This is a genomic window from Caballeronia sp. NK8 (assembly GCF_018408855.1).
Classification (GTDB): domain Bacteria; phylum Pseudomonadota; class Gammaproteobacteria; order Burkholderiales; family Burkholderiaceae; genus Caballeronia.
On sequence record NZ_AP024322.1, the window covers coordinates 2,350,687 to 2,370,159 of the forward strand.

A 19,473-nucleotide genomic window follows, 5' to 3' on the forward strand; every position below is an offset into this window, starting at 1 on the left:
TTCAAAGTCCCGCGGGGAAGCAGGTGGCATCGCGCGATGCCGCCTGCTGCCTGTGACTCGTGTTATTGCCCGCCGCCTTGCACGCCGAGCGTGATCTTGTTGCTCACGGATTTCACGCCCGTCACGCCCTTGGCGATTTCTTCCGCTTGGGCGATCTGGCCGCCTTCCGGCACCGTGCCCGTCAGCACGACCGCGCCGCTGCGCGCGCGCACGTAGACGTGCGACACGTCGAAGCCCTGCGCCTTCGACAGCGCGCGGCGCACGTCGTAGCCGAGCTTGCGGTCGGTCTTCTTCGTTGCCGATTTCTGGGCTTTGGCCGTTGCCGCCGAATCCGTACTGGTGGCCGCCGCGTCGCTCGATTGGGCATAGGCGCTCGAAGCCACGGCCACGCACACCACCACGCCCAGCGCTTTCAACAGATCGACTGCTTTCATGATTTCTCCTTTTGTTTCGCTTGTTGACTTCGCACAGTTGCTACTTCGCTCGTTTTGCACTTCAAAAACGGGCCGCAGTCCCAGCGGCTGGGCTACGACATCGAGCGGCTGCCCGTGACCATGCGCTCGCCCGGCCGCCGATGGGCGACGAAGCATGGCGATGGCAAGCCGGCTGATGCGGCTCACGGTGCTGCGAGAGACTGGCGAAAGAAACCAAACCGCGGCCGGTTGGTCGGGCGGCAAAACCCGTCGGCTCGAATATGTCCTGCCGCATGGCGCATGCTCGGCGCGGCTCACGAGCCCATATTCCGGGCTGCGGCGCGCGAGGGCCATGTAGTGCGGCGGCGAACGTCAATTTAGCCCAGCGCGGCCATAAGCGCAAAGCATTTAACGACGCGGCAATCAACGAAGCCGCGCATAAGCAACAGCGCCGGCAACGGTCGCCCGCGCCCACACACGCCTGTCACACTCGGCGCGCGATGGGTGCGCGGGTGGTGCGATTAGCGATCTCGGGTACCATCGACGCCATGCCGGCCGCCCGGACGCGTTCATGGCGCTGCCCGCGCAACGGGATCGGGTAAGCTCCAGCGCACCAGGATTCACGATTTCCCTACGAGATGACCCATCCTTCAGGAAGCAATCCGGGCGACGATCCGGACGTCCCGCCCAAACGCAAGCCGCAGCAGAGGATCGTCGCGCGCTTCGTTGCGATCTCCTGGCGCGATCTCGCGCTCACCATCGGCCCGATCCTGCTCGTCTGCGCGGCCGCGCTCTATCTCGCCGTGCGGCTGATCCAGCCCGCGCCGCCGAGCACGCTGACCATCGCGGCGGGTCCGAAAGGCAGTTCCTTCTGGAACGCCGCGCAGAAGTACAAGACGATTCTCGCGCGCAACCGCGTGACGCTCGACGTGCTGGAAACGCAAGGCTCGCTCGACAACCTGACGCGCCTCGAAGATCCGAAATCGAATGTCGATGTCGGCTTCGTGCAGGGCGGCCTCTCGCAGCCCGGCGCAATGCACGACACGCTCGAATCGCTCGGCAGCGTGTCGTACGTGCCGCTCGCGGTGTTTTACCGGGGCGCGGCGGTGGTGAACCGGCTCTCGGAACTGAAAGGCAAGCGGCTCGCGATCGGCGCGGAAGGCAGCGGCTCGCGCGTGCTCGCGCTGAGTCTCCTGAAGGCGAACGGCATCGAGCCGGGCGGCGACACGCAACTGCTGCCCCTCGCCGGCGACGAGGCCGCGAAGGCGCTCGAAGCCGGCCAGGTCGATGCAGTCTTCCTGGCAGGCGATTCCGCCCAGCCCCCGACCATGGCGAAACTGCTGCGCACGCCGGGCATCCGTTTCATGGATTTCGCCCAGGCCGACGCCTACGCGCGCCGTTTCCCGTACCTGACGGAGATCGAACTGCCGATGGGCGCGTTCGATTTCGCCCGCAACCTGCCGCCGCACCCGGTTCACATGATCGCGCCGACGGCCGAACTGGTCGCGCGCGACAGCCTGCACCCGGCGCTGTCCGATCTGCTGATCGAAGCGGCGCGCGAGGTGCACGGACGCGCCAATCTGATGCAGCGGGCGAACGAGTTTCCGGCGCCGCTCGCGCACGAATTTCGCATCAGCGACAACGCCGAGCGCTATTACAAGTCGGGCAAGAGCTTCCTGTACCGCACGCTGCCGTTCTGGGTCGCGAGTCTCGCGGATCGCGTGCTGGTGCTGCTGGTGCCGCTGATCGTGGTGCTGATTCCGGGCTTGCGGCTGGTGCCGGGGCTGTACCGGTGGCGCGTGAAATCGCGCATCTACCGATGGTATGGCGCGCTCATTGCGATAGAACGCGAAGCGATCAGCGGCCCGGACACCGCGCAGCGCGATGCCCTGCTCGATCGCATCGACGCCATCGAGACGGCTGTGAATCGCATGAAGATGCCGCTCTCGTTCGCCGACCAGTTTTACGTGCTGCGCGAGCACATCGGCTTCGTGCGGGAACGTCTGGCGCACGTGCCGGTGGCGCCGCGCGACGAAACCCGCGCGCCGGGCGAGGCGCCGCCAGATACGTCGCGTGTCGTATCGCGGGCAGACACGGAACAAGGCAGCACGTAATATCTATTTGAGGAACGCGAATAACGGATGCGATACGTCGCGCAACGCGTCCGCCATGCAGGACACGACCGAAAAACGAACAACAGATCAGGCCCACGCGCTCGCCGCGCGTGAAAAGCCACGGAAAACAGGGAGAAGGAACATGAGTGCCCCGCATTCGACCAGTGGTGGTCGGCCGTACTTTTTCTTCGACTTCATTTCGCCGTTTTCGTACTTGCTGCTGGAACAGCACGAAAAATGGCCGGACATGCCGTTCGAGCTGGTGCCGGTCCAGCTGATGAAGCTGCTCGACCGATGGGGCCAGCCGCACGCCGCGACGATTCCGTCCAAGCGCGTCTTCACGTACCGGCACGCGCTCTTTCGCGCGGAGCAACTGGGCATTCCGTTCAGGATGCCGCCCGCGCATCCGTTCGATCCGAGCAAGGCGCTAAGGCTCGCCGTGCTGGCCGATGGTGAAATCTCCCGCGTGCGGGAAATCTTCCGCTACATCTGGCGCGAGGGACGCGATCCCGCGACACCGGAAGGCTTTCGCGCGCTGTGCGAGCGCGTCGGCATGCCGGACGCGCAAACGCGCATCGAGGACGAGGACATCAAGGCGAAACTGCGCGACAACAACGACCGCGCCGTCGAGATGGGCGTGTTCGGCGTGCCCACCTTCGTCGTCAACGATCAGATTTTCTGGGGCGAGGACACGCTGCCGATGGTGCTCTACGTCGCGCGTTCGCCGAACTGGCTCGATGGCACTGAGGTAAAGCGCATCAGCGCGCTGCCGATCGCACCGCGCGACGCGGATTTCGGCTGATGGCGGACCGGCTGGACGGCGCGCCTATGCCATGCATAGCGCGCTCGCTATGGCGTCAAAATTGGATAAGCGTTTAACTTAGGGCTACGGTTCGCGAGTTCGCGCCCGCGCGCCCTGATTTCAACCGCTTTACAAGCCATGAACGATCCCGCCGACTCACTCGATATCTGGCTCATCCGCGTGCTGCGCACCCTGTTGCTGGAGCGCAGCGTCACGCAGACCGCGCAGCGGCTGAACCAGACGCAGCCGGCGATCAGCACCGCGCTGCGCCGCCTGCGCGAGATCCTGAACGACCCGATTCTCGTACGCGGCAAACAGGGCATGGTGCCGACCGAATACGGCGAGTCGCTGCTCGCGCCGGCGCAGCGGGCATTGCGCGAAGTCGAGTTCGTCGCGACGCCGCACGGCGATTTCGATGCCGCCAGTTCACGCCGCACCTTCCGCATCGCCGCACCCGATTATCTGAACGATTTCTTCATGCCGACGCTCGTCGCCGCCTTTCGCGACGCCGCGCCGAACGCGCGTCTGGAGATCGAATCGCTGAACCCGATGCGCGATCACGAGCGCATGCTCGACGAAGGCGAGATCGACCTGATGGTCGCCAACTGGACGAAGCCCGAGCCGCGCTTCGAACGCCAGGACCTGTTCTCCGATGTATTCGTCTGCCTGATGCGCGCGAACCATCCGCTCGCGCGCGAGCCGCTGACCGTCGACCGCTACGCGCTCGCCGCGCATCTCGCGCCGACGCCGTACAGCGGCGGCAGGCGTCATCCGATCGATGTCGGCCTGGCGCGCGCGGGTGTCAGGCGGCGCATCGTCACGACGATTCCCTACTTCGGCCTCGTGCCGCAGGTGTTGTTGCAGTCCGATCTCATCTTCACCGCGCCGCGCCGTTTCGCACTGCACTACGCGGCGATGCTGCCGCTCGCCGTGCTCGACTCGCCGGTGCCGTTTCCGCGCATCAAGTGCTATCAGCTTTCGCTGCCGCAGCCGGATCAGCCGACGGATGTCGCGTGGCTGCGCACGCTGATGTCGAGTGTGTCGGATTCGCTGACGCGCAAGAAGACCGTCGCGGACTTTTCGGGCGATGCGACCGCCGAACTGGGCGAGGTCACGAAGTAGCGCGTGCGTGGCGGGACTTCGGTACTATCCGGAACGACACCTTCAGCCCGCCCCGTTCACATGGATGCTCTCGACAAACTGATTCAGCTTGCGAGCCTTTCGGGCGCGCTCGATCTCCGCTGCCTGCTGAGCGGCCCGCTGGAACTCGATCACGCGCCCGCGCCCGCTGGCGAAGCTGTGTATCACGTCGTGCTCGATGGCGCGTGCACGGTGCTTCGAAAAGGTCAGGCACCGCGGGAGTTGCGCGCTGGCGACATCTTCTTTCTGCCGCGCGGAGACGCGCACGTGCTGAGCATTCAGCCGCGTGAATCGGACGCGACGACGGCGACTGAGATGGAGACCAGCCACAACGGCGCGGTCACGGTGGAAACCAATTGCGGCGGAAAGCCACCCGGCGTGGATCTGCTGTGCGGACGCTTTCTCTACGCGCCGCGCGCGTTATTGATCGACGTGCTGCCGGATGTCGTGCATGTGTCGTTCACGAACGCGTCGGCGCCCTATCTGCCGCCGCTTGTCCAGACGATGCGCCGCGAGGCGGAGGAAGCGCAGCTCGGTGCGCCATCGATCGTCACGGCGCTGTCCACTGCGCTTTTCACCATGGTCCTGCGCGCGTGGCTCGCCGAGCAGCCGTCTCTCGCGGGCGTGCTGGGCCTGCTTGCGAACCGGCGGCTGGGCGCGTCGATCATCGCGATGCTGGAACGGCCCGCCGAGCCGTGGACGCTGGAAATGCTGGCCAAGGAAGCGGCGATGTCGCGCGCGACCTTCATGCGCGCGTTCTCCGCGCATTCGGACAGCTCGCCGCTGGCGTTGCTGAGCCATGTACGCATGCAGCTCGCAAGCACGATGCTCACGCATACGAAGAAGAGCATCGCGGATGTCGCGGCCGATGTGGGATATCAGTCGGAGGCCGCGTTTTCGAAGCGGTTCAAGGAACTATATGGGGTGGCGCCGGGGCGCTTCAGGCAGGCCAACGGTCTGTCCTGAAGCGTAGCCGCTCAGGCGGCGAGGCGGGCGGCCCTGACCGCCGACATCCCCAGCCGCGCCGCCATCTCCCTCACCCGCAACAACTGCGCCGTCACCGCCAACGCGATCGACCACGGCGCCTTGTCGACGATGCCTTCCACGCCGATCGGACACGTGATCTCCGGCAGCCGCTCCGCCGCCACGCCCCGTTCCACCAGCCGCCGCTCGAACTTCACGCGCTTGGTCTTCGAGCCGATCAGCCCGAAGTACGCGAAGTCATCGCGCCGCATGATGCGCTGCGTGAGCGCGAAGTCGAGCGAATGATCGTGCGTCATCACGATGAAATACGCGCCCGCCGGCGCTTCGTCGACGATCGCGTCGGGCAGATCGGTGGCTTCGATCTGCACGTTGGCCGGGACTTCGTCGGGGAACAGTTCGTCGCGCGCATCGACCCACTGCACGACGCACGGCAGCGTGCCCAGCACGTTCACGAGCGCGTGGCCGACGTGCCCCGCGCCGAACAGGACGACGTGCATCATGACCGTGCGCTCCTCACCGCGTTCACCGCCCTCAGGATCTCTTCAGCCGTCGCCGGCGCGTTCAAAGGCGGATTCACCTTGTGATCGCCCACCGCGGACACGGCGTCGCGGATCGCGAAGAACACCGAGAACGGCAGCAGCAGCGGCGGCTCGCCCACGGCCTTTGAGCGATGGATGCTGTCCTCCGCATTGCGGTTCTTGAACAGATCGACGCGGAAATCGGGAGGCATGTCGTTCGTCGTCGGGATCTTGTAGGTGGACGGCGCGTGCGTCATCAGCTTGCCCTTTTCGTTCCACCAGAGCTCTTCCGTCGTGAGCCAGCCCATGCCCTGCACGAACGCGCCTTCGACCTGACCTTTATCGAGCGCCGGGTTCAGCGATGCGCCCACGTCATGCAGCGCATCCGCGCGCAGCACGCGCATCTCGCCGGTGAGCGTATCGATCACCACTTCCGATACCGCCGCGCCATACGAGTAGTAGAAGAACGGACGGCCCTGCATCGTCGCCTGATCCCAGTAGAGCTTGGGCGTCGCGTAGAAGCCGTCGGACCACAACTGCACGCGCGCGAGATACGCCTTCTGCACGACTTCGCCGAACGGAATCGCATCGTCGCCGACGATCACGCGATCGTTCGCGAAGCGCACCTGCTCAGGCGTCACGCTGCCGCCGCCGAACTTCTCCGCGGCGAATTTCGCGAGCCGCTCGCGCAACTGGCGCGCGGCGTCCTGCGCGGCCTTGCCGTTCAGATCGGTTCCCGTCGATGCCGCCGTCGCCGATGTGTTGGCGACCTTGCTCGTATCGGTGGCCGTCACGCGCACGCGCTCGAAGTGCACGCCGAGTTCATGCGCGACCACTTGCGCGACCTTCGTGTTCAGGCCCTGGCCCATCTCGGTGCCGCCGTGATTCACGAGCATCGAGCCATCGGTGTAGATGTGGACCAGCGCGCCCGCCTGATTGAAGTGCGTCACGTTGAACGCGATGCCGAACTTCACCGGCGTGAGCGCGAGACCCTTCTTCAGGATTTCATTGTTCGCATTGAATTCGTTGATGGCCGCGCGGCGGCGACGGTAATCGCTCGTCTCTTCGAGTTCGGCGATCAGTTCGTGGATGACGTTGTCCTCGACCGTCTGGCCATAAGGCGTCTTGTTGTTTTCCGTCTTGCCGTAGAGATTCGCGCGGCGCACGTCGAGCGAGTCGCGGCCGACCGAACGCGCGACGTTGTCCATGATGTACTCGATCGCGAACGCGCCCTGCGGCCCGCCGAAGCCGCGAAACGCGGTGTTCGACTGCGTGTTCGTCTTGCCGCAATACCCTTCGATCTTCACGTCCGACAGCCAGTACGCGTTGTCGAAGTGGCAGACGGCGCGTGTCATCACCGGTCCCGACAAATCGGCGGAGAAGCCGCAGCGCGAGGTCATGTCGACGGCGACGCCATCGATCTTGCCGTCGTCGTCGTAGCCCACTTCGAACTCGTACACGAAGTCGTGGCGCTTGCCGGTGATCATCATGTCGTCGTCGCGGTCCGGACGCAGCTTCACCGGGCACAGCAGTTTCCACGCGGCGAGCGCCGCGCAGCACGCGAAAATGCCCGACTGCGATTCCTTGCCGCCGAATCCGCCGCCCATGCGGCGGCATTCCACCAGCACGTTATGCGAATGCACGTTCAGAACATGCGCGACGAGATGCTGCATTTCCGTCGGGTGCTGCGTCGAGCAGTAGACGTGCATGCCATCGTCGTCCTTCGGCACGGCGTAGGCGATCTGGCCTTCGAGATAGAACTGTTCCTGGCCGCCGAGCTTCATCGCGCCGCGCTCGTGATGCGAGGCTTTCGCCATGCGCCCTTCGGCGTCGCCGCGCGACAGCTTCAGCGGATTCAGCACGTATGATTCGGCTTTGCGCGCGTCCTGCGGCGTCAGCACCGGCACGAGGTCTTCGAACTCGATGGTCGCGCGGCGCGCGGCAAGGCGCGCCGTATCGTGCGATGTCGCGACGACGATGAACATCGGCTGGCCGACGAACTGCACGATGCCCTGCGCGAGCACCGGATCGTCGTGGATGATCGGGCCGCAGTCGTTCACGCCGGGAATGTCCTCGGCGGTGAAGACGGCGACTACGCCCGGCGTCGCGCGCACGGCGTCGAAGTTCATCGACACGATCTTCGCGTGCGCCTTCGGGCTCGTGCCGAGCGCGGCGTGCAGCGTGCCCGCGACGACCGGAATGTCGTCGGTGTAGCTCGCGCGTCCGCTCACGTGCAGATGCGCGGATTCATGCGGACGGGATACGTGGACCTGCTTGAACGCGTCGATTTCGTTCGCGAGCGACTGGGCTTCGGCGAGAAAGGCTTCGGCTTGCTGATTCATGTTGTTGTCCCCTTACTTCGCTTCGACCAGTTCGATTGCACGCACATCCAGCTTCGATTTATCCAGCGGATTGTGCGCGCGCGTCTCCAGCCAGAAGCGATACAGCAGGCTCTTCGCGGTGTCGAGCCGATAGTCGCTGCTCGCGCGCATGTCGGTGAGCGGCTGGTAGTCCTTGCCCAATGCGATCATCGCGGCCTGGGCGGTGGCTTCGTGCCAGTGAGCATCCGTCAGAACGGCTTCGGCATGCGCTGCGCGTTTCGGCGTCGCGGCCATGCCGCCGTAGACGAGACGCGGCTCGCGGATCGTGTCGCCATCGGCGATGAACGAGTACGCGGCGTACACGGCGGAAATGTCGGAGTCGAAGCGTTTCGACAGCTTGTACGCACGGAACTGGAGATTCGCGCGCTTGCCCGCGCGCGTCGGCACGCGAATGGCGGCGACGAACTCGTTCGCGTGCATGTCCTTCTTCTGGTACGCGATGTACAGATCTTCGAGCGGCATCTCGCGCGTGCCGTCGACGCTTTGCAGCACGACGCGCGCATTCAACGCGATGAGGCCGGGCATCGAATCGCCGATCGGCGAGCCGTTCGCGACGTTGCCGCCGAGCGTGCCCGCATTGCGGATCGGCAGCGACGCGAAGCGCAGGCGCGTCTCTTCCAGTTCGGGATAGATCTTCACGATTTCCGCGTACGCGCGATCCACCGACACGCCCGCGCCGATCTCGATCCACTCGTCCGTCGTCTCGACGTGTTTGAACGCTTCGATCTGCCCGATATAGACGATGTCGCCCAGATCGCGCAGTTGCTTGGTGACCCACAGACCGACGTCGGTGCTGCCCGCGAGAATGCGCACGTTCGGATTCTTGTCCTTGATCGCGGCGAGCGCCTCGGCGGTGCGCGGCGCGTCGAACTGGCGGCCGGCGTGTTCGTAGTGGAACGTGTCGTCGCGCTGGATACCGTCGAGCGTGCGCGCAAGCGCCGGCACGTTGACGGGCGCGAGCGGCGCGTGATCGAACATCTGCTCGGCCGCCTCGATGATCGGCCGATAACCCGTGCAGCGGCACAGATTGCCCGTCAGCGCGTCGCTGATTTCCTGGCGCGACGGTTTCGTTTTCTCGCAGGCGCCCGCGCAGCCCGTCGTCGCATGGCCGTGCTTTTCGTAGAGCGCGAACATCGACATCGCGAAACCCGGCGTGCAGAAGCCGCACTGCGAGCCATGGCAATCGACCAGCGCCTGCTGCACCGGATGCAGCGTGCCGTCAGGCTGGCGCAGGTCTTCGACGGTGAAGAGCGCGCGGCCGTCGAGCGTCGGCAGGAACTGCACGCACGCGTTCACGGCCTTGAACGCGACGCCGCCCGCGCCGTCCGGCTCGCCGATGACGACCGTGCACGCGCCGCAGTCGCCTTCCGCGCAGCCTTCCTTGGTGCCGGTGCAGCGCGCGTCTTCGCGCAGATATTGCAGGACGGTGCGCGTCGTCGACGCGCCGCTGACTTCCTGAATCGCGTTGCGATGATAGAAGCGGATCGGCTGGTTTATCGGCTGGCTCATGGATGTGTCTCGGGGCTCTTCGATGCTTTTCTGCTGGTTGCACGGGATGCGCAGCCGGTGGCATTCGCGACTTCGGGGGACTTTTAAGACTAATCCTGTCGCTTCGATGGTTGGAAAGCTATCACCGCCAAAATCGACAACCCATAGGCGGCATTGCATGAACGACATATTCATCGCTCGATATGTGCGCCGAGCCTTATCCAGAAAGGCTTTCGACGCTGCCGTCCGATCGTTCGGACAGGCGATTTGTCCTAGCTGGTTACAAAACGAGTGCGACGTTGCGCCGCAACATATGGGAGAATCACGTCTTCGCGCCGAATTCAACCCCGCAATTTCCCTATGTCCTCCGAGCCTCGCAACGAGCCGCAAAGCGATTTCGCAATCACCCTGCGGATTCTGCCGGTCGTGCTGTACACGTTTCTCTGCTACCTGACGATCGGCATTCCGCTGGCGGTGCTGCCGGGCTTCGTGCATACGGATCTCGGCTACGGCTCGGTGATGGCGGGCGCGGCGATCAGCGTTCAATATTTCGCGACGCTTCTGTCGCGGCCGCTCGCCGGACGCACCGCCGACACGCTCGGCCCCAAGAAAACCGTGCTCTACGGTCTCGCGGCGTGCGCGGTGAGCGGCGTGCTGCTGCTGTGCTCGGCGCTCGCCGCGCAATGGCATGGGGTGAGTCTCGTGCTGCTGGTGATCGCGCGACTCGTGCTGGGCTTCGGCGAAAGCTGGGTCGGCACGGGATCGATCACGTGGGGTATCGGGCGCGTCGGCGTGACCAGCAACGCGAAGGTGATTTCGTGGAACGGCATCGCGACGTACGGCGCGCTCGCGATCGGCGCGCCGCTCGGCGTCGCGATCGATCATGCGCTGGGATTCGCGTCGCTCGGGCTGATCGTCATCGCGCTGGGCGGGTTCGGTTACTGGCTCGCGACTCGCATGGCGAGCGTGCCGGTCGTGCATGGCGAGCGGCTTTCGTATCGCAGCGTGTTCTTTCGCGTGCTGCCGCATGGGCTCGGGCTCGCGCTCGGGTCGGCAGGGTTCGGCTCCATTGCGACCTTCATCACGCTCTACTATGCCGCGCACAGCTGGCCGAATGCGGCGCTCTCGCTCACTGTGTTCGGCACGATGTTCATCGGCGCGCGGCTGCTGTTCGCCAATACGATCAAGGCGTACGGCGGGTTTCGCGTGGCGATCGTATCGTTTGCTTTCGAATGCGGCGGCTTGTTGATGCTTTGGCTTGCGGCTGAGCCTACGTTCGCGCTTGCGGGCGCGGCGTTGACGGGGTTTGGGTTCGCGCTGGTGTTTCCGGCGCTGGGCGTCGAGGCGGTCGGGCTCGTGCCGCCGGCGAGCCGTGGTGCCGCGCTTTCCGCGTATTCCGTGTTTCTCGATTTGTCGCTCGGGCTGACCGGGCCGCTCGCGGGGTACGTCGCGGGTGAGTTCGGGTATGGGTCGGTGTTTCTGTTTGCCGCGCTGGCGGCGGCCGCGGCGGTGGCGTTGTCGGTTGCGCTTTATATGCGCGCGGGGCGTGGGGTGGGTGGGCCGGCTACGGTTTGATGCGCAGGCGCGCCCGCGCGATCACGCCAAGCGCATGGGCGATGAACTCTGGATCATCGCCAGCCTCCTGAAGACAGGCATCGAAGTATTCGGCAATGTCGTCTTCAGTTTGCAGATAGTCGGCCGAATCCCAAGGCTGCGTTTTGATTCTGGTTGCCGTCATCAGTTACTCCATGTTCAGGTTGGGTCAATATAAGGAACAGGATAAGAACAAGGACGCCCCTTCGTCCTCAAGGTTTGTCTTAAAATCCCCGCTTGGCCCATTAGCGTCCGCTTTATGAACCCGACCTCGGAAGACCGCTGGTGCGACCTGCGCCCGGACCCGGACAGCGACACTCCGCTCTATCTTCAACTCGCCCGCAAGCTCGCCAACGCCATCCACGACAATCGCTGGAACGCGGGCGAAGCGCTGCCTTCCGAGCGCGTGCTGTCGGAGGCGCTCGGCGTCTCGCGGATCACGTCCAGAAAAGCGATCGCGCTGCTCGTCGAGCAAGGGCTGATTCGCCGCGAGCAAGGCGCGGGCAGCTTCATCACGCCGCGTTACGAAGATCCCCTCTCGCGTCTGTCGAGCTTTTCCGAGATGCTGCGGCGGCGCGGCTTCAAGCCCAGCTCCAAATGGCTCTCGCGCACCATCGAGCCGGCCAATCGCGATGAAGTCATCCAGCTCGGCCTCTCGCCCGCCGCCACCGTCACGCGCCTGAAACGGCTGCGGCTCGCCGACGACATCGTGATGGCCGTCGAGAACTCCACTTTCCCCGCGTCGTGCATCCCCGATCCGCAGACCATCGGCGATTCGCTCTACAGCTATCTCGATGCGCGCGGGCTCTCCATCGTGCGCGCGCTGCAGCACTTCCGCGCGGTAAACGCGAGCGCGGAAATCGCGCAGCAAATGGGCATCGCGCCACACGACGCGCTCCTGCTCATCACGCGCGTCGGCTACACGGCCGATCAGCGCGCCATCGAGCTTACCGATACCTACTGCCGCAACGACTACTACGACTTCGTCGCCGAGCTGCGAAAGTGATCCCCGCCCAATGACCGACACCGCCACAGCGCAGCCTTCCGACCGATCGCTCTCCATCATGCTGTGGCTCGTCGCCACGGGCTTCTTCATGCAGACGCTCGATTCGACGATCGTCAATACCGCGCTCCCCGCGATGGCCAGGAGCCTCGGCGAAGCGCCGCTGCGCATGCAGGGCGTCGTGATCGCCTACTCGCTCACGATGGCGATGATGATCCCCTTCTCCGGCTGGCTCGCGGACAAGCTCGGCACGAAACGCGTGTTCTTCAGCGCGATTCTCGTGTTCACGATTGGCTCGCTGTTGTGCGCGAAAGCGCAGTCGTTGCAGGCGCTCGTCGCGTATCGGGTCGTGCAGGGCGTGGGCGGCGCGATGCTGCTGCCGGTCGGACGCCTCGCCGTGCTGCGCGTGTTTCCGGCGGAACGGTATCTCTCGGCGCTCGCATTCGTCGCGATTCCGGGGCTGATCGGCCCGCTCATCGGTCCGACGCTCGGCGGCTGGCTCGTGCAGATCGCGTCGTGGCACTGGATCTTTCTCATCAACGTGCCGGTGGGCGTGATCGGCTGCATCGCGACGAATCTGTACATGCCCGACAGCCGCAATCCGGCCACCGCGCCCTTCGATCTCGCGGGCTATCTGCTGCTCGCCGTCGGCATGGTCGCGCTGACGATTTCGCTCGACGGCCTCGCCGATCTCGGTCTGCAGCACGCGATCGTGATCGTGCTGCTGGTGCTCTCGTTCGGCTGCTTCGTCGCCTACGGCCTGCACGCGACGCGCGCCGCCCAGCCGATCTTCTCGCTCGATCTCTTCAAGATCCATACCTTCAGCGTCGGTCTGCTCGGCAATCTGTTCGCGCGTATCGGCAGCGGCGCGATGCCGTATCTGATTCCGCTGCTCCTGCAAGTGAGCCTCGGCTACACGGCGTTTCAGGCCGGCATGATGATGCTGCCCGTCGCGGCCGCCGGCATGGCGTCGAAGCGCCTCGTCACGCGCCTCATCGAAAAGCACGGCTACCGGCGCGTGCTGGTCGTGAACACGGTGCTCGTCGGGCTGATGATGGCGAGCTTCGCGCTCGCGAGCGCGCATCAGCCGCTGTGGCTGCGGCTCGTGCAACTGGCCGTGTTCGGCGCCGTCAATTCGATGCAGTTCACCGCGATGAACACGCTCACGCTGAAAGACCTCGGCACCGGCGGCGCGAGCAGCGGCAACAGCCTCTTTTCGCTCGTGCAGATGCTGTCGATGAGCCTCGGCGTGACCGTCGCGGGCGCGATTCTCTCGACCTTCACGGGACTGCTGCCGCAGGTGACGGAATCGAATTCGCTGCCCGCGTTCCACGCGACGTTCCTGTGCGTGGGCGTCATCACGGCGGCGACGGCGTGGATCTTCGGTCAGCTCGCGCCGGAAGTGCGCGCGGCGCGCAGGAAGCCGGATCCATCGGAATCGAACTGACGCGGGTCGAAGCGCGATTCACGCACCGCGCCGGTGCCCGCGCGCACGGTTGCGCGGCGCGCGCTCCCGCGCGTGCGGCATGACGCGTCGAATCCACACACGAATAAGCGTGCCGCGCGCTTTCATTCCGCCGCCGAGCCGCTTGTATATTGAATTTGCACGCTTTTTGCTCGAACGGTCGGAAGCCGATCCGGTAAACTATCTCGATAAAGTCACTTGCCCTGCGCCTCGACACCATGAGCATGGTTGATCTCGACCCTCCCCGCTTTCAGCCGCCGCGCCCCATCGCGGGCGACGACGGTTCGCGTCGCACCGTGCTGTACGGCGAATTCACCGTTTTCAGCGTGTTCCAGCCGGTGTTTTCCGTGTCGCACCGGCGCGCCATCGGCTATCACGCGTCCTTGCGCGCCCGCGACGACACGCATCGCCACGTGCCGTCGCACGAAGTGTTCACGCAAGCGGCGCGGCGCGGCGATCTGCTCGAACTCGGCCGGCTCGCCGAATCGCTGCATCTGGGCAACTTCAATGCGTTCGACAGCCACGACGAATGGCTCTTTCTGAGCCTGCATCCCGCCGCGCTGATGGATACGAGCTACGGCGACGCGCTGCTCGCTTCGCTGAAGGACATCGGCCTGCCGCCGCAGCGTGTCGTGCTCGAAGTGCCCGAGCAGGCGGGCGGCGAGACGACGCGCTTCGCCGAGATCATCGATTCGATGCGCAAGTCGGGCTTCCTGATCGCGCTGGACGGCTTCGGCGTGAAGCATTCGAACATCGATCGCGTGTGGCATCTGCGGCCCGATATCGTCACGCTCGATCGCTGCATCCTGCAACAGGCGACCGAGCATTCGCATATCGAGCGCGTGCTGCCGCGTCTCGTGTCGCTGCTGCACGAGTCCGGCCAGCTCGTCCTGATGGGCGGCCTCGCGACCGAACGCGACGCGCTGATCGCGCTGGAATGCAACGTCGATTTCGTGCAGGGCGCGTACTTCGCGCAGCCGAGCGTCGATGCGGTGCACAGCGAGGTCGCGACGGGCGTGATGGACGCGTTGTCGGCGGCGTCGCGAGAACGCGTCGCGGCGCGCGAGCGGGCGCAGGCCACGCGTCTCGAACCGTACGTGACGGGGCTCGAACGGGCATCGGTCAAGCTGATGGAAGGCGAGGCGCTCGTCGTCGCGACGAGCGAGCTGCTGCAACTCGCCGACACCGCGCGCTGCTTCCTGCTCGATCAGGCCGGGCGGCAGATCGGCGACAACGTCGTGCCGGTGGTGCGGACGTCGCAGCGCGCGAAGCGTTTCAGTCCGCTGCTGCATTCGGAGGGCGCGAGCTGGGAGCGCCGGCCGTATTTCATCGAGGCGCTGCGCGCGCCGGGGCGCGCGCATCTGACGGCGCCGTATCTCTCGATCAACGAGGCGCACCTTTGCGTGACGGCGTCGATCGCCGCGCAGACGCCTTTTGGCCTGCAGGTGCTGTGCGTCGATATCAACTGGGAAGGGGCGAAGCGGCGGTAGTTTGTTACGCGCCGTGGTTCGAATCCGGTCGCAACAGATCGAATCCCGCAAGCGCGATCACGCCGGACAGCGCGATCAGCGCGGCCGAGTGACGGCCGAAGTAGAGCAGCGCGGCGGCTGACCAGGCCGCGAGGCAGAGGGCCAGGAAGCGTTTCATGACGGTAATGCGGCGCGATTCAAAGCGCCATTCTAGAACGGGTATCGAAGTGGCGCAGCATCGGCCAGGACGCAAAAAAGCCCTCCGCAGAGGGCTTTTTACAATCGTGCGAAGCGCCGGAACTTACGCGCCGAAATTCTTCGCCGCGAACTCCCAGTTCACGATGTTCCAGTAAGCCTCGATGAACTTCGGACGCGCATTGCGATAGTCGATGTAATACGCGTGCTCCCACACATCGATGGTCAGCAGCGCCTTCGAATCCGTCGTGAGCGGCGTGGCGGCGTTGCTCGTCGACACGATATCCACCGTGCCGTCGGTCTTCTTCACGAGCCACGTCCAGCCCGAACCGAACGTGCCGGTCGCGACCTTGGCGAATTCTTCCTTGAACTTGTCGTAGGAACCGTACTTGGCGTTGATCGCGTCAGCCAGCGCGCCGGTGGGCGCACCGCCGCCCTTCGGCGACAAGCTGTTCCAGAAGAACGTGTGATTCCAGACTTGCGCCGAGTTGTTGAACACGCCGCCCGAGGACTTCTTCACGATTTCTTCGAGCGACAGGTTCTCGAATTCGGTGCCGGGAATCAGTTTGTTCAGGTTCGTCACATAGGTCTGGTGGTGCTTGCCATAGTGATACTCGAGCGTTTCTTCCGACATGTGCGGAGCGAGCGCGTTCTTGTCGAACGGCAGCGGCGGGAGCGTATGTTCCATGATTCAGCTTCCTTTCTATGTGGTTTGTGGGGGATGGTGAGGCGTGAGGCAGTGGAGCAATGGATTGTAGGCGAGTTGGGATAACCCAGCAAACCGTGTGCCCTTTATGAGAAAAATTGCTTTCCATATGCTTCGCACGGCGTAAAAAGTGCTCTGGCGAGCAACTACAGGCACGTCAAATGTACGCCGATTCGACGCGTCGCGCCGGGCTCAGAATTCGTCTGACAGACGCGCCTGGACATCGGCGAGCAGGACATCGGCGGAACCTTCCGCGAGATGGACGGTGAGCGCGCGCTTCGGCTTCAACGCATGCGGCGCGCGCACGGCGCGGCCCGTTTGGGCGTCGATCAGCGCGGCATAGCCGCGTTCCAGTGTGCGCTGCGGACTCAGCACCTGCAACCGTGCCGCCAGCTCCGACACGCACGCTTTCTCCCGCTCCGCGCGACGCTTGTGCGCGCCGCCGAGGCGCTGCGCGAGCCGCAGCACATGCTCACGCTCGACAGCCACGTCCGGGCGCTTGCGCTGCCAGCGATAGTGCACCAGCGCGAAATGCGCGCGCGCATCGCGCACCGGACGCGCTCCCGCCGCGGCGAGACGGCCCGCCACTTGCCGCAGATGCGCGCGCTGCCGGGCGAGCCGCTCGGCGGGACTCACGAGCCTGCGCGCGAGCCAGTCGAGTTGTTGCGCGCGCCGCTCCATCATCCGTCCGAAGCCGCGTGCGAGCGCCGCATGACGATGATCGAGCTCGCGCAACAGCAGCACGCGCTGCGGACTGACGAGTTCGGCCGCGGCGGTCGGCGTCGGCGCGCGCACGTCGGCGGCGAAATCCGCGATGGTGAAATCCGTTTCGTGTCCGACGCCGCTCACCACCGGCAACGCGCTCCCGGCAATCGCGCGGGCCAGCACTTCCTCGTTGAAGGCCCACAGGTCTTCGATCGACCCGCCGCCGCGGCACACGATCAGCACATCGACTTCGCGCCGCGCGTTGGCGGCTTCGACCATCGCCGCGAGCTTCGCGCCGACGCCCGCGCCCTGCACCGGCGCCGGATACACGACGACCGGCACGTGCGGCGCGCGGCGCGCGAGCGTCGTCAGCACGTCGCGCAGCGCAGCCGCCTGCAGCGACGTCACGATGCCGATGCCGCGCGGATGCGTCGGCAACGCGCGCTTTCTCTCGGCGGCGAACAGCCCTTCGCTTTCGAGCTGCGCCTTCAGCCGCAGGAACGCTTCGTAAAGCCGGCCCTGCCCCGTGCGCCGCACCGCTTCGACGTTCAATTGCAATTCGCCGCGCGGCTCGTACATCGTGACGAGCGCGCGCACCTCGATCCGGTCGCCTTCGCGCGGCGTGAACTCGGCGTATTGCGCGCGGCCCCGGAACATCACGCAGCGCATCTGCGCGTTCGCGTCCTTGATCGAAAAGTACCAATGGCCGCTCGCCGCGCGCGTGAAGTTCGACACTTCGCCCGACACCCAGACGAGCGGAAACGACCGTTCGAGCATCGAGCTGATCGCCCGATTGAGCACGGAAACGGGGATGACGGCGTCGCCGCTTTGCGACGGCAGGGAATCGGGAGTCATGGCAGGACAGGAAAAACTTGGCGCGGCGGCCGCTGAGCCGGTGGACGAACGTCGCTGGACGAGGTACGCAAGTGTAACAAGTGTCCACACAGAAAGACTTACCGCCGTGTGCGGCGCGGCATCGCCAGAGGCCCGTGAGTTCGTTCTATGCGATTGAATTTGCAGCGTTTTATTTTTATGAACACTGTAAGCTCCGGAGCAACTCTTTCCTGACGCGCTTCGACGGTTCGCGGGCCGCAAGTTCTTCACAGAGTTATCCACAGGCGCGCCGATCGTGTGGACAAGCTTCATCGCAAGCGCCGGCGACTGGCGCGCACGGCCCGCGCGCGCTAGAGTGCCGGGTTCCAGCATCGCCGGACAGTCCGTCCAACGTCGACCGATACTCAAGGAGCTGCCGTTGCGCGTCACGCCGTATCCGAAGGCCGCCCATGTCTGATTTCAAGCCGCCGATCGAGAACTTCCTCGCCCGCGAATGGCGTCGCCGCGGTCCCGTCGCGTGGGCGCTGACGCCCTTCGCGTGCCTCTTCGGCGCGATCGCCGCGACCCGCCGCGCCTTCTACGAGCTGGGCTGGTTCAAGCGCATCGATGTCGGCGTGCCGGTGGTCGTCGTGGGCAACGTGACCGTCGGCGGAACGGGCAAGACGCCGACTGTCATCGCGCTCGTCGAAGCGCTGCGCGGCGCCGGTTTTCAGCCGGGCGTCGTCTCGCGCGGCTACGGCGCGAAAGTCACGAAGCCCACAAGCGTCACGCCGACTTCGGCCGCCGCGCAGGTCGGCGACGAACCGCTCCTGATCGCGCGCCGCACGCACGCGCCGGTGTTCGTCTGCCCGGATCGCGTCGCGGCGGCGAAAGCGCTGCTCGACGCGCATCCGAACGTCGATGTCCTCGTCTCCGACGATGGCCTCCAGCACTATCGCCTCGCGCGCACGTTCGAGCTCGTCGTGTTCGATGCCCGCCTCGGCGGCAACGGCTTCCTGTTGCCAGCCGGACCGTTGCGCGAGCCGATGTCGCGCCGCCGGGACGCGACGCTCATCAACAGTCCGTACGACCGCACGCTGCCGCCGTGGCCGGATACCTTCGCGCTCGAACTCGAATCCGGCGATGCGTGGCTGCTCGACGACCCGCACCAGCGTCGCCCGCTCGATCAGTTCGTCGGCGAAAAAGTGATCGCGGCAGCGGGCATCGGTTCGCCCGAGCGCTTCTTCGCGACGCTGCGCGCGGCGGGCATCGCGCCCGCGACGCGCGCATTTCCCGATCACTATTCGTATCGCGAGAATCCGTTCGCGGGCGTCGAAGCCGATGCGATCCTGATCACCGAAAAGGATGCAGTAAAATTCGGAGCCTGGCGCGATGCACGCATCTGGGTCGTTCCGGTGCAAGCCGTGCTGAGACCGCGCCTCATCGCTCTTGTTGTGGAGAAACTCCGTGGACGCACGTCTGCTTGAAATCCTCGTTTGCCCGATCTGCAAAGGCCCGCTCAGTTACGATCGCGCGGCGCAGGAACTCGTCTGCAGCGCGGACAAGCTCGCCTACCCGATCCGCGACGGCATTCCCGTGATGCTCGTCGACGAAGCGCGCCAGACCGTCGAGGGCACGCCCGTCGAGCCGATCAAACCGGCCGGCGATGCCTGAGCGCGGCTGA

Annotated in this window: 17 protein-coding genes and 1 pseudogene; 10 read left to right on the forward strand and 8 right to left on the reverse strand. The window is 65.3% G+C overall.

The window, feature by feature from the left end:
* Positions 1-62: 62 nt before the first annotated feature.
* Entirely contained in the window at positions 63-434 is a 372-nt protein-coding gene (locus NK8_RS11180) for a BON domain-containing protein (protein WP_162066224.1), read from the reverse strand.
* 617 nt (positions 435-1,051) lie between these two features.
* Between NK8_RS11180 and NK8_RS11185 the strand changes: the two genes are divergently transcribed.
* The 4 genes from NK8_RS11185 (at position 1,052) to NK8_RS11200 (ending at position 5,435) form a co-directional block, all read left to right on the forward strand.
* Positions 1,052-2,527, forward strand: a complete 1,476-nt coding sequence (locus NK8_RS11185) for a TAXI family TRAP transporter solute-binding subunit (protein WP_225936165.1) — start codon at positions 1,052-1,054, stop codon at positions 2,525-2,527.
* Positions 2,528-2,669: 142 nt separating this feature from the next.
* Positions 2,670-3,329: a 2-hydroxychromene-2-carboxylate isomerase gene (locus NK8_RS11190; RefSeq protein ID WP_213226375.1), complete on the forward strand. Its 660-nt coding sequence runs from the start codon at positions 2,670-2,672 to the stop codon at positions 3,327-3,329.
* Between the two features lie 138 nt (positions 3,330-3,467).
* Positions 3,468-4,451, forward strand: coding sequence for a LysR family transcriptional regulator (locus NK8_RS11195; RefSeq protein WP_162066227.1), 984 nt, complete (start codon positions 3,468-3,470; stop codon positions 4,449-4,451).
* 60 nt (positions 4,452-4,511) lie between these two features.
* Positions 4,512-5,435, forward strand: coding sequence for an AraC family transcriptional regulator (locus NK8_RS11200; RefSeq protein ID WP_213226376.1), 924 nt, complete (start codon positions 4,512-4,514; stop codon positions 5,433-5,435).
* 11 nt (positions 5,436-5,446) lie between these two features.
* On the opposite strand, the gene xdhC is transcribed toward NK8_RS11200, so the two are convergent.
* From xdhC to xdhA, 3 genes are read right to left on the reverse strand one after another with little or no spacing between them, the layout of a single operon-like run.
* Positions 5,447-5,953 (reverse strand): xanthine dehydrogenase accessory protein XdhC, encoded by a 507-nt coding sequence (gene xdhC, locus NK8_RS11205; RefSeq protein WP_213226377.1) that lies wholly within the window; start codon positions 5,951-5,953, stop codon positions 5,447-5,449.
* Positions 5,950-8,313: a xanthine dehydrogenase molybdopterin binding subunit gene (gene xdhB, locus NK8_RS11210; RefSeq protein ID WP_213226378.1), complete on the reverse strand. Its 2,364-nt coding sequence runs from the start codon at positions 8,311-8,313 to the stop codon at positions 5,950-5,952. The genes xdhC and xdhB overlap by 4 nt, the downstream gene beginning before the upstream one ends.
* 12 nt (positions 8,314-8,325) lie before the next feature.
* Positions 8,326-9,849, reverse strand: coding sequence for a xanthine dehydrogenase small subunit (gene xdhA, locus NK8_RS11215; protein WP_213228626.1), 1,524 nt, complete (start codon positions 9,847-9,849; stop codon positions 8,326-8,328).
* A 351-nt stretch (positions 9,850-10,200) separates the two neighbouring features.
* On the opposite strand from xdhA, the gene NK8_RS11220 reads away from it, so the two are divergent.
* Positions 10,201-11,415 (forward strand): MFS transporter, encoded by a 1,215-nt coding sequence (locus tag NK8_RS11220; RefSeq protein WP_162066231.1) that lies wholly within the window; start codon positions 10,201-10,203, stop codon positions 11,413-11,415.
* Between the two features lie 7 nt (positions 11,416-11,422).
* On the opposite strand, the pseudogene NK8_RS11225 reads toward NK8_RS11220, so the two are convergent.
* Positions 11,423-11,578, reverse strand: a pseudogene (locus NK8_RS11225) (DNA-binding protein); the annotation flags it as partial.
* Positions 11,579-11,692: 114 nt separating this feature from the next.
* On the opposite strand from NK8_RS11225, the gene NK8_RS11230 reads away from it, so the two are divergent.
* The 3 genes from NK8_RS11230 to NK8_RS11240 all read left to right on the forward strand — a co-directional run bounded on the left by NK8_RS11230 (position 11,693) and on the right by NK8_RS11240 (position 15,391).
* Positions 11,693-12,439: a GntR family transcriptional regulator gene (locus NK8_RS11230; RefSeq protein ID WP_162066232.1), complete on the forward strand. Its 747-nt coding sequence runs from the start codon at positions 11,693-11,695 to the stop codon at positions 12,437-12,439.
* A gap of 10 nt (positions 12,440-12,449) precedes the next feature.
* A complete protein-coding gene (mdtD, locus tag NK8_RS11235) occupies positions 12,450-13,883 on the forward strand; it encodes a multidrug transporter subunit MdtD (protein WP_061176692.1) in 1,434 nt (477 codons plus the stop codon).
* Between the two features lie 236 nt (positions 13,884-14,119).
* Positions 14,120-15,391 (forward strand): EAL domain-containing protein, encoded by a 1,272-nt coding sequence (locus tag NK8_RS11240; protein ID WP_213226380.1) that lies wholly within the window; start codon positions 14,120-14,122, stop codon positions 15,389-15,391.
* 4 nt (positions 15,392-15,395) lie between these two features.
* Here the strand turns inward: NK8_RS11240 and NK8_RS11245 are convergent, their stop codons facing one another.
* From NK8_RS11245 to xseA, 3 genes are all read right to left on the reverse strand, one after another.
* The gene (locus NK8_RS11245; RefSeq protein WP_213226381.1) at positions 15,396-15,548 is read right to left on the reverse strand and encodes a hypothetical protein; all 153 of its coding nucleotides are present in this window, start codon (positions 15,546-15,548) and stop codon (positions 15,396-15,398) included.
* A 123-nt stretch (positions 15,549-15,671) separates the two neighbouring features.
* Positions 15,672-16,253, reverse strand: coding sequence for a superoxide dismutase (locus tag NK8_RS11250; RefSeq protein WP_213226382.1), 582 nt, complete (start codon positions 16,251-16,253; stop codon positions 15,672-15,674).
* A gap of 210 nt (positions 16,254-16,463) precedes the next feature.
* Positions 16,464-17,831 carry an exodeoxyribonuclease VII large subunit gene (gene xseA, locus NK8_RS11255; RefSeq protein ID WP_213226383.1) on the reverse strand — a complete coding sequence of 456 codons (1,368 nt, stop codon included), beginning with the start codon at positions 17,829-17,831 and terminating at the stop codon, positions 16,464-16,466.
* A 428-nt stretch (positions 17,832-18,259) separates the two neighbouring features.
* Between xseA and lpxK the strand changes: the two genes are divergently transcribed.
* A complete protein-coding gene (lpxK, locus tag NK8_RS11260; protein WP_213226384.1) occupies positions 18,260-19,276 on the forward strand; it encodes a tetraacyldisaccharide 4'-kinase in 1,017 nt (338 codons plus the stop codon).
* Positions 19,257-19,463, forward strand: a complete 207-nt coding sequence (locus NK8_RS11265) for a Trm112 family protein (RefSeq protein WP_061135290.1) — start codon at positions 19,257-19,259, stop codon at positions 19,461-19,463. The genes lpxK and NK8_RS11265 overlap by 20 nt, the downstream gene beginning before the upstream one ends.
* Positions 19,464-19,473 lie beyond the last annotated feature (10 nt).

Coding starts and splice junctions, on each gene's coding strand:
- NK8_RS11200 (WP_213226376.1), top strand. CDS start 4,512: ATGGATGCTCTCGACAAACTGATTCAGCTTGCGAGCCTTTCGGGCGCG.
- NK8_RS11180 (WP_162066224.1), bottom strand. CDS start 434: ATGAAAGCAGTCGATCTGTTGAAAGCGCTGGGCGTGGTGGTGTGCGTG.
- NK8_RS11245 (WP_213226381.1), bottom strand. CDS start 15,548: ATGAAACGCTTCCTGGCCCTCTGCCTCGCGGCCTGGTCAGCCGCCGCG.
- NK8_RS11195 (WP_162066227.1), top strand. CDS start 3,468: ATGAACGATCCCGCCGACTCACTCGATATCTGGCTCATCCGCGTGCTG.
- mdtD (WP_061176692.1), top strand. CDS start 12,450: ATGACCGACACCGCCACAGCGCAGCCTTCCGACCGATCGCTCTCCATC.
- xdhB (WP_213226378.1), bottom strand. CDS start 8,313: ATGAATCAGCAAGCCGAAGCCTTTCTCGCCGAAGCCCAGTCGCTCGCG.
- xdhC (WP_213226377.1), bottom strand. CDS start 5,953: ATGATGCACGTCGTCCTGTTCGGCGCGGGGCACGTCGGCCACGCGCTC.
- NK8_RS11220 (WP_162066231.1), top strand. CDS start 10,201: ATGTCCTCCGAGCCTCGCAACGAGCCGCAAAGCGATTTCGCAATCACC.
- lpxK (WP_213226384.1), top strand. CDS start 18,260: ATGTCTGATTTCAAGCCGCCGATCGAGAACTTCCTCGCCCGCGAATGG.
- NK8_RS11250 (WP_213226382.1), bottom strand. CDS start 16,253: ATGGAACATACGCTCCCGCCGCTGCCGTTCGACAAGAACGCGCTCGCT.
- NK8_RS11230 (WP_162066232.1), top strand. CDS start 11,693: ATGAACCCGACCTCGGAAGACCGCTGGTGCGACCTGCGCCCGGACCCG.
- NK8_RS11190 (WP_213226375.1), top strand. CDS start 2,670: ATGAGTGCCCCGCATTCGACCAGTGGTGGTCGGCCGTACTTTTTCTTC.
- xseA (WP_213226383.1), bottom strand. CDS start 17,831: ATGACTCCCGATTCCCTGCCGTCGCAAAGCGGCGACGCCGTCATCCCC.
- NK8_RS11185 (WP_225936165.1), top strand. CDS start 1,052: ATGACCCATCCTTCAGGAAGCAATCCGGGCGACGATCCGGACGTCCCG.
- NK8_RS11240 (WP_213226380.1), top strand. CDS start 14,120: ATGAGCATGGTTGATCTCGACCCTCCCCGCTTTCAGCCGCCGCGCCCC.